Annotated in this window: 7 protein-coding genes and 2 pseudogenes; 5 read left to right on the forward strand and 4 right to left on the reverse strand. The window is 36.0% G+C overall.

Annotation, left to right across the window (positions count from 1 at the left end):
* Window positions 1-73: 73 nt before the first annotated feature.
* The 4 genes from ABNX05_RS15850 to ABNX05_RS15865 all read right to left on the reverse strand — a co-directional run bounded on the left by ABNX05_RS15850 (window position 74) and on the right by ABNX05_RS15865 (window position 5,893).
* Window positions 74-388, reverse strand: coding sequence for a tyrosine-type recombinase/integrase (locus tag ABNX05_RS15850; RefSeq protein WP_349660608.1), 315 nt, complete (start codon window positions 386-388; stop codon window positions 74-76).
* Between the two features lie 4 nt (window positions 389-392).
* A complete protein-coding gene (locus tag ABNX05_RS15855; protein ID WP_349660710.1) occupies window positions 393-944 on the reverse strand; it encodes a tyrosine-type recombinase/integrase in 552 nt (183 codons plus the stop codon).
* A 12-nt stretch (window positions 945-956) separates the two neighbouring features.
* Window positions 957-1,280, reverse strand: a complete 324-nt coding sequence (locus ABNX05_RS15860) for a site-specific integrase (protein ID WP_349660609.1) — start codon at window positions 1,278-1,280, stop codon at window positions 957-959.
* Window positions 1,281-2,407: 1,127 nt separating this feature from the next.
* Complete coding sequence (locus ABNX05_RS15865; RefSeq protein WP_349660610.1) at window positions 2,408-5,893, reverse strand: S-layer homology domain-containing protein; 3,486 nt, start codon at window positions 5,891-5,893, stop codon at window positions 2,408-2,410.
* A 603-nt stretch (window positions 5,894-6,496) separates the two neighbouring features.
* Between ABNX05_RS15865 and ABNX05_RS15870 the strand changes: the two genes are divergently transcribed.
* The 5 genes and pseudogenes from ABNX05_RS15870 (at window position 6,497) to csaB (ending at window position 14,509) form a co-directional block, all read left to right on the forward strand.
* Window positions 6,497-8,368, forward strand: coding sequence for an S-layer homology domain-containing protein (locus ABNX05_RS15870; protein ID WP_349660611.1), 1,872 nt, complete (start codon window positions 6,497-6,499; stop codon window positions 8,366-8,368).
* A gap of 833 nt (window positions 8,369-9,201) precedes the next feature.
* Window positions 9,202-9,942 carry a WecB/TagA/CpsF family glycosyltransferase gene (locus tag ABNX05_RS15875; RefSeq protein ID WP_349660612.1) on the forward strand — a complete coding sequence of 247 codons (741 nt, stop codon included), beginning with the start codon at window positions 9,202-9,204 and terminating at the stop codon, window positions 9,940-9,942.
* Window positions 9,939-11,486 (forward strand): annotated as a pseudogene (locus ABNX05_RS15880) (putative polysaccharide biosynthesis protein); the annotation flags it as partial. The gene ABNX05_RS15875 and the pseudogene ABNX05_RS15880, both read left to right, overlap by 4 nt.
* A 189-nt stretch (window positions 11,487-11,675) precedes the next feature.
* Window positions 11,676-13,430: pseudogene (locus ABNX05_RS15885) on the forward strand (DUF5693 family protein); the annotation flags it as partial.
* Window positions 13,430-14,509, forward strand: a complete 1,080-nt coding sequence (gene csaB / locus ABNX05_RS15890; RefSeq protein WP_349660613.1) for a polysaccharide pyruvyl transferase CsaB — start codon at window positions 13,430-13,432, stop codon at window positions 14,507-14,509. The pseudogene ABNX05_RS15885 and the gene csaB, both read left to right, overlap by 1 nt.
* The last annotated feature ends 18 nt before the right edge of the window (window positions 14,510-14,527 follow it).

Here is a 14,527-nt window from a genome sequence, read left to right on the forward strand (position 1 = left end):
ATTTTCACTACTTTCAATAAAACGCAGTGTAGTAAAATCATGAATTTGCTGCGGATTTATCGATGGTTGGAAGTCAATATGGAAGTGAGTCGTTAATTTTTGGTGAATGTACAGTTAAAGTTGGATTCTTCTTTAATAGATTCTCTTCCATGCAGTATCGGTAAAAAGATTTTAATGCTGTTAATTTCAAATTAATAGATTTCGCCTTAAGACCTTTTTCTTCCATAGAAGCAAGCCAAGCTCGTATTTCCATTGCTTTTACTTCGTCATAATTTTTCTCACAATGTAAAAAAAATTGTTTAATGGATATTTTGTAACTCCGTATTGTTTCTGAGCTAAATCGAGCTTGGTAATCATTGAAAAAAGATTGTTGAATTTCATTATTCATACTTTCACCCCATAATATTATGATAAGCTAACATTATATCTTCTGTTGGAATCCGTGCGTAAACTCGAGTCGTATTTAAATCTGCATGCCCCAATTCATCGGCAATAAATTGAAGATCTGCTCCTCTTGCTAGCAAATTTGTCGCAAATGTATGCCGACAACAATGAGGAAATAAAGGTTTTGAAAGTCCGGCCATTTCCCCTAGCTTTCTAACAACATTATAGATCCCATTCGATTGAAGGTTATTTCCAAATTTATTCATAAATAAAGGATCTTTTTTTTCATATGTTCTAGTTAGTAAATACTCTTTTAAAATAATGGCACATTCCACTGAAAAGTGTATTTGTCTATATTTATTCCCTTTTCCTAGTATTTCAGCTGTTCTGCGATCCAAATTAACATTCTCAATACATAGTTTCGCGACTTCTGCTCTCCTACATCCTGAAGAAAATAGAAAAAGAAATAACGCTCGGTCACGAAGAGGCAATTTTTCTGCGGCCAATTTCACCTGAGCATATTCTTGCTCATTTAAATAGTTAGGTAATCCTTGAGCTATTTTAAGTCTCCATCATGTTTTCATTACCATGTTTTCTAAATACTCTTCCTCTAGACAAAATTGAAAAAAAGAAGAAAGAGTTGATAAAAAGAGATTTAATGTTTTCGTATTTTTGCCAGGTGAAAAATTATTCAACCATGTATGTACATCCCCCGATGTTAATTCTCCCAAAGAAACTAAACACTCCGAAAAGAATCTCTCTAGTATCCATCGATATTTTGTAATAGTGGCTTCTGCTTTATTAGTCAACATTAAACTCAATAAATATTCATTTATAACTTTTCTTGTTAATATCGGGATATCTTCTCGAGTGCTTTCCAAGTATTTCAGTGTCACTTTTAGTCTTTTAACTCCTTTCAGGTTAATAAATTAGTATAGTTATTTACCAAATTTATATTTTTTAAACCTTTAAATAAAAATGGGATAGTTATATAAAAAGAAAAGTTTAAATGTTCATTCGAAATATAATCTATAGGCATATCTATATTTATGCTTAAAAATACAAAACAAATTTGAAAAAGCTTCTTTTAGAAAAGACAAATTAAGACTTTTTAACATTACAAAACTGAGCTATTGATGGAACAATTATAAAACCATTCTCATGAGATAAAATAAAAATAGGTCTAATCTTTATAAGAGGAAATGTTCTTCGATAGTGGAAAATAAGATTGTGGAAATCCTTGAAGATGAACAAGTAGTTGAATTTGTTGATGAAATAACGAGGAGATTATGTCTGTTATTTATCGTTTATACGATAAGACTTTAAGGGATTTAGTAAATCGCTAAAGATTTTTCTATTACTCCAAACCAAAATCATTTTGTTCTTCAACAAAGGTAAAGGAAATTGACTAACTAGGCTGTAACAGGGCTAAGCCCATACAAAGTTGTTGTACATACTATATAATTTGATTAACATCGTATTGGTATTTCAATGGAGTATAAAAAGGAAATAGCTAGCTTTTGCTATTTTAAACACTTTCCCTCTTCATATAGAATAAGTTTTTTTACATCCATTCATTATACATTTCCTTACGAACATGATTGAACAATTTGGTATATATACGGATAGTTTGTTACTTTTCATGTCCCAATACGATCCGAATACACTCGATTGGACTTTTCAAGTAATTACAAAACCATACTTACGCAACTTTAACATTGTTGTAGGTATACCGTCAGAATTGAATAGTACAAATAAGGCGGGGTAATTATCTGTCCACTGACCCTACAGGCAAGAGAGTTATATTTTAGTATTAAATCAATCGGGAGATAAATATTAAAACTTACATACAGAAGTCACCAAAGTTAGATAACCTTTGTACATAAGTTTTATTTAGTTTAAAATTAGTATTTTTCGATAAACTAGTGCCTATAAAATATTTTTTGCAAAAGGAAAAAAGCTCTGAAGAGATGTCTCAACAGAGCTTTTTTCTTGTTATTTAAATCTTTGATGCAAGTTAAGCTTACTTAGTAACAGTTACGTTAATAGTACCAGCTTTGATAACTTTACCGTCAGCTTTGTCTTTCACTTGAACAGTGATAGTTGCGTTACCTTCTTTAACACCAGTTACTTTAATTTTTCCAGCATCTTCAATTACTGTAGCAGTACCAGTAGCAGAAGAAGTTAAAACAAGAACTTCAGTGCCTGAAACTGCAACAGTATCATTAGCAGTATCATTAGCAGCTTCAGCTAAAGTTACATCTTTTAAATCGATTTTTGCAACTGTAGCAGCAGCATTGTAAGCTTCAATAGCAGTATTTAAAGCTGCTTTTGCATCATTTAAGTCTTTTGCTGTAGCAGCTGTATTGTTTTTAACTAATGTTGCTGCATCAATAGCTTTTTGTAAAGCATCTTTAGTTCCTACAACTTGGTTACCAGCTTCTACACCTTCAGTACCAGTAGCTTTTGCTGCTACTGCATTAGCGATTGTAGTGTTTAAATCTTTTTTGGCAGTATCAAGTGCTGATTCTGCACCTTTTTTATCCAACTCTACAGAAGCTTTTTCGATTTTAGCAATAGTATTACCAGCTACATCAGCCACAAAACGTGGGTTTGCAACTTCAACTGTTGCAGCAACTAAATTTGGATCGTTCTTAAGAGTTAAGATAACAGTTTTACTAGTATCCACACCATCTACCTGAGTTGGTTTATCTAATTTCACACCAGTAATTTCAATTTTATCTTTTGTATCTGTATCTAGACCATTTAATACTTCGAAATCTGTTTTTGCGTCACCTGTAAGTTTAACAGCTTCGTTGAAAGTAATTTTAATTTCATTTTGGCTATTTTCAACAGAAGTTATATTTTCAGCATCAACAGTAGCTGCAATTTTGTCAGCAACTGGAACTGGTGTTTCTGTTTTATCAATTTTGTTACCTAATACATCAATAGTTGATGGATTTGAAACAGTTAAGAATACTTTAGTATTATCTTTTGTAACTGTAGCATCTTCATTTAAATCTGATTTTAATGTGAAAGTTGCTGTTTTACCATTACTAGAAAGTTCATAATGAGCAATTTCAGAATCAGTAAATTTGAAGTCACCTTGAACTAGTGATTGAATTGGGTTAGCGAATTCTACTTCAACTTTATTTTTTGCAGTAGCTTTAACTGTTTTAATAGCAGTTGCTGTATGTGGCTCAACAACTCTCTCTTTAGTTAATCCATCTAAATGATTGCCAGCTAAGTCTTTAACAAGTTGTACTTTTACTCTGAATTTAGAGTTTTCATTATTTTTCTCTGCTTCTGGAAGAGCTTTAGAGAAGTTAAGAATAACTCCTTTTGCATCTTGAGTTACAGTAAATCCTGAAATCGTTAATTTTTTACCATCTGTGTCAGTTACAGTATATTTATCTACATCAACGATGTTACCGTCTCCACTTGTAGCCATCGCTTCACTAAATGCAACATAAAGTTGTTTTTCGCCTAAGCGTGTTACTTTGTCAAATGTTGGTGGAGTAACATCTTTAACTGATAAAGTTGTAGTGTATGGAAGCATTACATTTTTCAATGTAGTGTTATCAGCTACACCATTTACACTTAATGTGTAATCAGTAGTATCTTTTAAATTACCAAGTAAAGTAATTGTTACTTCTTTATCTTTATCTACATTAACAGTAGTAGAGATTGGTTGAACTTTACCATCTTTATCTTTAATCACATAGTTAGCAGCTTTTTTAGCTGTATCTTTATCTAATGATTTTGTAAATTTGATAGTGATTTGTTTGTTGTTAGAATCTTTAACAAATGTAGAGCTAATTACTTCTGGACGAGTTTGATCGATTACAGGAGTTACTTGAACTTTAGTATCTTTATCAATTGCGTTACCAGAGTAGTCTTTTACGTTAGTAACATATAAATCTGTTGTGTAAACAAGTTTATTGTCACCAGCAAATGTTAATTCATATTTATCATCAGCAAGTTGTTTTAAAGAAGAAGCTTGCTTTTTAGTTCCACCTTGCATCCAGTAGATGTTTGAAGCAAATACTTGTTCAACTGGCTCAGAGAATTTAAGAACTACTTTCTCAAATGAAGCACTAACAACTGATACAGTTGGAGCAGTTTTATCTTCAACAACATTGAATTTAGTGTCAGCTTTCACTGTTTTGAAGTTGTTGTAATCTTCAGTACCTTCAGCAGTTAGAGTGTGTTCTCCATCTGTTAAAGTATTAGATAATTTAAGGATTACTGTGTTTAAGTTAGGTTGGATTGAACCAACAACTACTTTACCATCAATTTGGAATTGTGATGTTGTAGCATTTCTAACTGGCTCGCTGAATTGAACGCGAATAGTTTTATTACCTAAAGCTTCAACTTTAGCTACAGTTGGTACTGTATTGTCAAGAGGCTTGAATTTTAAATCTTTTTCATTTAAAACTTTATCGCCAGCTTTAATGTTGTTAAGAGTTAATTTATATTCAGATTGATTCTCAAATTGTTGTTTAAGAGTTAACGTTACAGAGCGACCATCTTCAGAAACTACTGCAGTATCAACTTCTGGATCGTTAGTACCAGTAATTGCATAGTTACCCTCTTCAGAAGCTGTAGATGGATCAACTTTACCGTCAAATTCTACTACTACTTGTTTAAGGTTAGTTGCAGATACAGATTTAACAGCTGTAGCTGTTGTTACTACGAAAGTAACTTTTGCTTTGTATTCTACATCTTTGATTTTGAAAGTAACTTCTGTTTCTTTGTTAGGCTCTAAAGCTTTTTCTAAAGTAACAGTTTCTTTAGTACCATCTGTTAAAGTTACGTTTAAAGTTTTAGCGTCAACTACTTCGATTTTGTCAACTTTCACTTCTGGATCTGCAATCTCAAGAGCACGAGAGAATACTACTGCAAATTCTTGACGAGTGATTGAAGCATTTGGGTTTAGGTTTGTTTTACCATTAACTTCAACACCTTTGATAATGCCGTTTGCAACAGCAACTTCTAGGTAAGATTTAGCCCATGGTTTAACAGTTGAAGCGTCAGCGAAATCTTTAAGATCTGCTTCACCTTCTAATTCGAAAGCTTCTACAAGAATTTTAGCTGCTTCTGAACGAGTTAAGTTTTTAGCTGGTGCGAATTCAGTTGCACTTACACCTTCAAAAATTCCGTTTTCTACAGTAGCTGCGATTGCATCATAGTACCAAGCGTCTTTTTTAACGTCTTTGAAATCTACAGTACCTTCAGCTTCTAATTCAAAAGCGCCAGTGAAGATTTGAGCTGCTTCAGCACGAGTAATTGATTTAGTTGGGTTGAAGTTTCCTTTTTCATCCCCTGAGATAATTCCTGCGTCAACTAAAGCTTTAACATCTTCTTTTGCCCAATCTGAAACTTTATCGAAGTCCTTGATTGTTGTAGTTGATTCTGCTGCTGATGCTGCAGGAACGATTGCTGCTGCAACAAGTGCTGCTGTTGCTGATGCCGCGAAAAACTTACGGCCTTTGTTTTGCTTTGCCATTATTGTATTCCTCCCTAACATTTCCTTTAAATTGGTATTATCCTAACGAAGACTATAGTACTGCTTTGCCTAAATGTATGTATTATAGCTTCCTTGAATAATAATAAAACCTACAAGCAAATTTTTTTAGTAAAATTCACCAGAAAAACAGTATTAGAATGCCATTCTAGTAAATTTATTCACTTTCCACAATAATATAACACTATCTTTCTCTAAATTCAAGCATTATGACATAAATTTAGATATAGAAGATTTTTTTACCGGTTATATTATGGTAACCACTATAACCCAATATTTTTACCTTATTCAGGTTGGTAACATATAGAACCATTACCTATTATACCTGACTCTCAACATTATCCAAGCATTTTCTGGAATAGATACGAAATTGTCAAATATTAAAGACTTCCGTAAATAAATAGTCATAATTGTAAAGAAACAGAAATATATAACGCGATTTCCAAAGGAGGAATGTATTTTTCTTCATTATTATTACTATAAAAATGTATCTGTTCCCATGTTGTAACAATAGATTACCTATTTTTATGCTACACTTTTAATAGTTTGATAGGATCTTATCAACTATTGAAAGGGGCTTAAAGAATGAAAGGTAAACTCTCGATTTTCGGGGCCATGCTTATTGCGTTGTTCTACTTCGCACCTACAAATGCTGCAGCAGAAGATATTTCTAAGCACTGGGCCTACTATGAAATGAACTATCTGATCACACACGATTTAATGAAAGGTGATGATTCAGGCAATTATCGCCCGAACGATTCCGTCACTCGTGCTGAATTCACCGCATTTCTCGTAAGAGCACTTAACTTACCAGAAGTATCTACGAAACCGAACTTCTCGGATGTACGTGAAGGAGATTGGTATTATGGTGTCATAAAGCAAGCGAGTCACTATCAATTAGTTAAAGGCAATGCAGATGGAAAGTTTAATCCAAATGATAAAATTGATCGTCAGCAAATGGCTGCCATGCTAAAAAGAGCTCTCGATTACAAAAACATCAAGACGACTGCTTCCCCACTTAAGTTTAATGACAATGCTAGTATCGCTAAATGGGCCTATGCCGATGTACAAGAAGTCGTGTCATTAGGGCTGATTGTCGGTAAGCCGAACAATTCATTTGCGCCACTTGCCCAGGCAACACGTGCTGAGTCAGCTACTGTACTCTATCGATTGATACATTTAAAGGCACCTGAAGCTGGTGGCAAGCAATATACTACTACCAACTACTCACAGGATTACAAGGCTGTGGTGAGTAAACAGGCAAACAATAATCCAAAAGTAGATGGTGCTGGCGTTTTCACAGCTAGCGAGGCACTAGTGTCATACTATGTACACCCTAAAAGTTTTATTCAGGATAGCCCGTCCTTTTATCAATTCTTAAAATTATCGACGGCTGTTCCGAATCTAAATGAAAAAACAATCAACGAAAAAGCTCTTTATAATAAAGGAAGCTTAGTCGGTACAGCAGACGCCTTTATTCAGGCCGGTGTTGACCATAATGTCAATGCCATCTATTTGTTATCACATGCTTTGCATGAAACAGGCAATGGCGCTTCAGCACTAGCGAATGGTATTGAAGTTGGTCTTGATAAGGACGGTAAAGCAGTAATGGTTACGACTGAAAATCGAAATAGCCTGACTGCTGTTAAGAAAACATACAATGTATATGGCATTGGGGCTATTGATGCCAACGCCAATAAAAATGGGGCTGAACGAGCTTATACAAATGGATGGTTCACGATCAAGGATGCGATTATTGGCGGGGCCCAATTTGTGAAAGATAAATATATTAGTAAAGGGCAGGACACATTATATAAAATACGTTGGAATCCTGAAAACCCAACGGTCCATCAGTATGCAACACATGTTATGTGGGCAGTGCTCCAAGCGCAAAAGATTTATGACATGTATGAATTAACGGGCGCCAATACTACGACTAAGTTAGTATTTGACGTTCCTGTTTATCAAAACCAGTCTTCCCCTACTTCGTTACCTACTCCTGCCAAGCAATATGCGGTAGATACAGCTTTAGCTGAGGCTACTGGACAGGCTACGGTTGACGACCTTAATATGAGAACTTATCCGAATACAACGGATGCTTCTTCGATCATCACGAAATTACCAAAGGATACATCGTTCACTTTGCTCGGTGAAAATGGCGGTTGGTACAAAGTTAAAGTGAATGGACAAGAAGGTTGGCTATTTAAAGATTATGTAAGTCTGAAAAATGGATTGCAGATTGTCGATATGAACATCACGCTAAATGTAAGAAGCGAGCCATCTACTACGTCTACCATTTTAGGTACCGTAAAACCAAAGAGCTTTATCATCGGTGTTGTAGATGCTAATGGTGATTTTGTAAAAAACGGTAACTGGTATAAGGTGATTTATAATGGCAAAACAGGATGGGTTTTTGGTGATTATATTGTGAATAATAAGTCACTTGATTCAAAATAGGTTTATAAAGACGGAGAGTGCGAATCAAAATGATTCGCACTCTTTCTTTATATACACCCAATTTTTTACACCCAGGTCCCCCCTGAAGATACGCTTATTTCTCTATAATATTTATATGCTATATATAATAGAAGAAACTCAAAATAAGAGGATTTTTTTACCATTTTATTTTATATCTTTCCGTCTTTTGAAAGGCACTTTATTAGATTAATCACTTTAAAATTGAAACTACATATTGGTAATTTATAAGATTGTGCAAAAAGTTGATTGGAGTGGAGACTGGTCGACTCCTCGGGGATCAGCAATAAAGGAACGAAGTGAAGGAAGCGGATCATCGGACGCCCCCAGGAAGCTCTGCTCTGCGCGAAAGCGAAGCGACAGCAACAAATGTTTTATCTGTACGAAAGCGAAGCGACAGTAACAACAAAGCGACCAGTCGGAACGGAAATCAACCCTCAATTTTAGTAATAAGCCTAATATGCCATAGCAACTTTCCCTTCCCCTTCTCTTCACAATTCCCTCAATATTATTCTCCTGACGCAATGCCCATCAATCACCGAAAATTTCCTGTCAATATTGCTTTTGTGGTATTATAGATTGCAGATCAATTATGCCTTGGCATAATTGCGTCCGGTATCGGCTTTGTGCTTAGGCCTGCACGATGTAGGTCAGTTAGCCGTTATCGCATGGATGCGATGATTTTAGGCTAACATCCCCTAAGCAATCCTTGCCGATTTCGTGACATCCGCCGGAGGCTTTCACTTCTTTCAGCGGGTGTTTGGACACCCGCTGAAAGAAGTGAAAAAGGAATTAAAGAAAGGTTTGAACACTATATGAAGCATGTAACGATTATGGGCGTACCCTTTTTACATAGTAAACAGCAAGAGTTTGTTGATTTACTCGTTAATCGTATTGAACATGAAGAAAAGACTTTCGTTATTACAGCAAATCCCGAAGTCGTGATGCAGGCAAATGAAAATCCTACTGTCATGAATTATCTGAAGCAAGCTACTTACATTTGTGCAGATGGTATTGGCGTTGTGAAAGCTGCACAAATACTTGGTGATCCGCTTCCTGAGCGTGTTACTGGTTACGACACGATGGTACGACTTTTAGAAGTCGGCAATACAAAGCGCTTTAAGATTTATCTGTTAGGCGCGCAAAATGAAACGCTTGAAAAGACTGTAAAAAATATTCATCAAACGTATCCAAATGTTGACGTAGTAGGCTATCATGATGGATTTTTTGATTGGAACAAAAATGATATTGCAACTGAAATTGCTGCGTTACAGCCTGACCTTGTATTTGTTGCATTAGGTGTGCCAAGACAAGAAAAATGGATCACTGAAAATTTAGGTCAATTTAGCAAAGGTGTATTTATGGGGGTTGGTGGTTCCTTTGATGTTATTGCAGGAACAGTCAAACGTGCTCCTATGATCTGGCAAAAATTAAATCTCGAATGGCTCTACCGACTCCTTCGTCAGCCAAGCCGTTTTGGAAGAATGCTTGTCCTTCCTCGATTTGCTTTAAAGGTTTTCGCAATGAAATTTAAAGGTCAGGGAGCACCAAAATGAGTCAGTCCACATTTGTCAAAAGTACTCTTGTTCTAACAGTTGCTATGCTGCTTTCTAAAGTCATCGGTAGTATTTTCAGAATTCCGCTACAAAATATAGCGGGCGATGAGGTTCTTGGTATATTCAGTTTAGTGTATCCCGTTTATATGGTGGCACTCTATTTATCTGTTGCTGGAATCCCTATTGCCATTTCGAAGCTTATTGCGGAGGCCAATGCAAAAAAAGAAACAGATCAAGTGAAGAAAATTTATGTTACAGCAAGCATCCTAGCACTATGCTTTGGCGTCTTAAGTTTTGCTATCATTTATGGCTTTTCAACTGAAATCGCAAATGCTTTAGGGGGTCCGTCAACAAAAATTGCGTTAATTGTTGTTGCTCTTACATTGCTCGTTGCTCCTTATATGGCCGTCTATCGAGGATTTTTCCAAGGTTATGGGGATATGCGTCCGACTGCGATTTCTCAGGTAATTGAACAGTTAGTACGTGTTGCTCTAATTTTAATTGTTGCCTATTTCCTAGTTGCAATGGATTATTCAAATGACATTGTCGCTGGGGGTATTATGGCAGGCTCTGTCATTGGGGCTGCTGCATCACTCTTCTATTTACGCTTTAAATATTTCCGTTCTTCTGTAAAAGTAACGAGTAAGGAGAAATATAAATTTAACGATTTCTCACTCTGGGGTAAGACAATTTTAAAAATATCGATTCCGATTGCCATCGGTTCTGTCACAATGGCACTCTTTAACTTTGTTGACTCCTTTACAGTAACGTACGGCTTAAGAAGTGCTGGTGCTGACTCAAGTGAAATTAGTTTCCTTTATGGGATTTATGGTCGAGGCTTAACGCTTGTTCAAATTACAACTGTTTTTGCGTCCTCTATCATATTACCGCTTGTTCCACTAATTACGACAAAGCTAGCCGAACGTAAATTAGATGAAACACGAGGGATCATTGAGCGAACACACCGTATTACACATCTTATTTCCTGGCCAGCTGCTTTAGGGTTGTTAGCATTAACCTTACCTTTAAACCTCGCTCTTTTCACAGACTTAGAGGGAAGCTTAATGTTAGCGATTATTAACCTTAGCTCTGTATTTACATCTCTGACACTACTTGGTACAGGTATTTTACAAGGGATGAATGCTGCCAAAACAGGAGCCATCATCATTATTAGTGGCGTTGTACTAAAGGTATTTTCAAACATCTTCTTTATCCAAGCGTTCGGATTAGATGGGGCTGCCTATGCAACACTATTTGTTTACTTTGTTTTATTTATTGTAAATTCTATTTTTATTTATCGTGCAATTCGCTTCACTGTATTGGGGAAAGATACGATCAAAATCATCCTATCTTCTATGCTAATGGGAGCTGCAGTCGGTTTACCTACACTTTGGTTTGATATTGAAAACTGGTCAAGACTGTGGGCAATGGGTTATCTAGCTGTTGCAATTGCAATTGGATGTGTTATTTATTTCCTATTATTATGGCTAATGAATGCCATTCATGAAGAAGATTTAAAGAAAATTCCGGTTATCGGGAAAAAGGTTGTCATAAATAAGAGAGGTAGAAAATCTATGTCGAAACAGAAATGGCTTTGGGGAATTGTCATCCTATTGCTCGTCGTGTCTTCACCTGGAATTATGAAGAGGTGGAATGCTGAGCAAGCGAATGATGCCTATGAAATAGTGATTCCTTATGATGAAATTCAAGTAGTAAACAAGGAAAGCGATTTAACAATGGATAAAATCCTTTCCTCTTTAAAAAATGCAGGGCTTACAACAGTTAGCCTAGAGCCTTTAACATTAAAGGAAATGGAACATCAAAGCCTGATTTCCATTTACGATGAAAATGATTTAGCGGCACAACTACGTTTCACACCATATAAAGATGCTATAGATGTCAATAAGAGTGGATACTATATTAGCGTTCCTGAAAACGCAAGCTATCAACAGCTTATTAAAGACAGCATTAAACCAGAAGAAGTACAAATTGGAGATGAGTCTTTCTATTATCTTCCGAGCTCAAACCATCGTTATGGTTTAAAAACACCAATCGGTTACGATAAGCTGGCAGTTGAGATGATCAACAAGCATGATCTGTCACTCATTTTTAAAGTAGAAAATGCAGACAATAAAGCAGCCAACGATAAGACCGTTAAGCAATTGCTTGAATTAAAAGATTCATCAGCAGGCCGTTTACTTGGTTCAGGGGATGAGGCAATCGGATTTGGTCAAAAATCAGGTGATGCATACATTGAACAGCTAAGTAATGCAGGCTATTATTTCTACACAATTGAAAGCAATCCCCTTAAGGGTGAAGACAAAATTGCCAAAATGACTGATTATAATATGATTCGCTTGCACAGCATCAATGTAAACAGAGAAACAAAGTTAAAGCTTAATGCAAGCATTGATCGTACAACACGCGCTGTGAAAGAGCGAAATATTCGATCTATCTTCTATCATATTAAAACAAAAGGTAATGCTGAGAAAAATTTAGATGAAACAATTAAATATTTAACAGGCGTTCAAGAACAAATGCCAAATCATTTCAAGTCTGGCACGCCAAAACTATTTGATGTTGTTACAGTCCCAACATGGGTAACAGCACTTGTCTTATTAGCAGGTATCGTATTTACTTTCCTTATCTCAGAACTAGTGAAATGGATGCCACTTCGTATAGCAGCAGTTTTATTTATGAGTGCTTTAGCCATCGCGTACTTCCTTCTGAAAAGTACACTTTTCTTACAAGCATTCGCATTAATTATTGCAGTTATGGCCCCAACGTATGCAGTCATTAAAGCAGCTAAGGGCTCTAAAAATATTGCTTCGATCTTACTACAATATTTAAAAGCAGTAGCTATTAGCATCATCGGTATCGTTATTGTCATTGGATTATTAAATGGCAATGCATTTATGACAGGCTTTGAAGCATTTAAAGGCGTTAAGCTTGTTTATGTTGTTCCAATCGCAGGTGTATTAGTATTTGTGCTACTAGAACTTAACCGTCTAGTTGATCAAGATCTAAAGAAAACACTTTCGAACACCGTTACTTTATTAAATAAAGATTTAAAATATTGGCATGTTTTACTGGTAATGGTCGTTGCAGCTATAGGTTTATTCTATATTAGTCGAACTGGTAACTCTGGTTCCGTTAGTAATGCAGAATTGGCATTTAGACAATGGCTTGAGAACATCTTATATGTTCGACCAAGAACGAAGGAATTTTTAATTGGTTTCCCATTCTTTGTTTTATCGCTATATGTGATGGGCATTAATCGAAAATGGGGCAGTATCCTTCTAGTACCAGGCGTTATTGGATTCTTGTCTATCGTTAATACTTTTACACATTTACACATCCCTGTTGAAGTGTCGGCATTACGTACACTTTATAGCGTTATACTTGGTTTTGTCGTAGGACTAGTATTTATCTTTATCTTCAAGATCGGTTACCGTTTTATTTCTAAAGCAGTCGCGAGGTGGTCATAATGCATGTTGTATTATCTGGCTACTACGGATTCGATAATGTCGGCGATGATGCGATCCTGCTTTCCATTATCCAAGCTCTAAGAAAATGTCAACCTAATATAGACATTACGGTATTATCGAATAATCCAGCGGCCACTGAAAAAACATATGGCGTGAAGGCCGTGAATCGTTGGAAAATGAACGAAATCAAACAAGTGCTAAAAACAGCAGATGGGCTCATCAGTGGTGGCGGTAGCCTCATGCAAGATCAAACAGGAATGAAGACGATTCCTTACTATGCGGGCGTTATTCAAATTGCAAAATGGTTAAAAAAACCTGTATTTGTTTACGCTCAAGGTATGGGTCCAATCAATCATCCTGTAAGTAAATTTATTGTCCGCAAAGCCTTTAATAAGGTAAAAATAACAGTACGAGATAAAGCCTCACAGTCTCTTTTAACAGAGATTGGTGTCAAAAACGAGTCTTTAATAGTACCGGATCCAGTTATCGGCCTTAACGGTAGCACCTTCCATACTGATTGGTTAGCAGATGCGTCCTTATCAGCGAACACTTATATTGCTATAAGTGTTCGTGACTGGCCATCAACAGTAGATTACAAACAAAAGATAGCGAACAGCCTCGATCAATTAGTACGTCATGGTGAACAAATTGTCTTCTTGCCAATGCACGGTGAGCACGATGCAAAGTCTTCACAAGAAGTAGCAGCACTTATGCAAGAAAAGAGCATCATTGCCCCTGCTGATTTATCGATCGAAGAAAAAATTGCAGTAATTGGTCAATCTAAATTGTTAATTGGGATGAGATTGCATTCACTAATTTTCTCATCCATCTACGCTACCCCATTTATTGCGATTTCTTACGATCCGAAAATCGATGCATTTGCTGAAATCATGGATCAACCCATTGTTGGACATGTTGAAGTAAATAATTGGGACGGGACGTTATTGTTCGAACAAACTGTAAAAGTAATTGAACAATTACCGACCATCCAAGAAAACATGCGTCAAAAAGTCCAAGCGTTCCAAGCTGCCGCAGAGACGACAGCAAAACTAGCATTAGAGGCTTTCACAAAAGCATAGAAGTTAAATAAAAATGAT

The sequence above is a fragment of the Lysinibacillus zambalensis genome (assembly GCF_040183165.1).
Taxonomy (GTDB): Bacteria; Bacillota; Bacilli; order Bacillales_A; family Planococcaceae; genus Lysinibacillus; species Lysinibacillus zambalensis.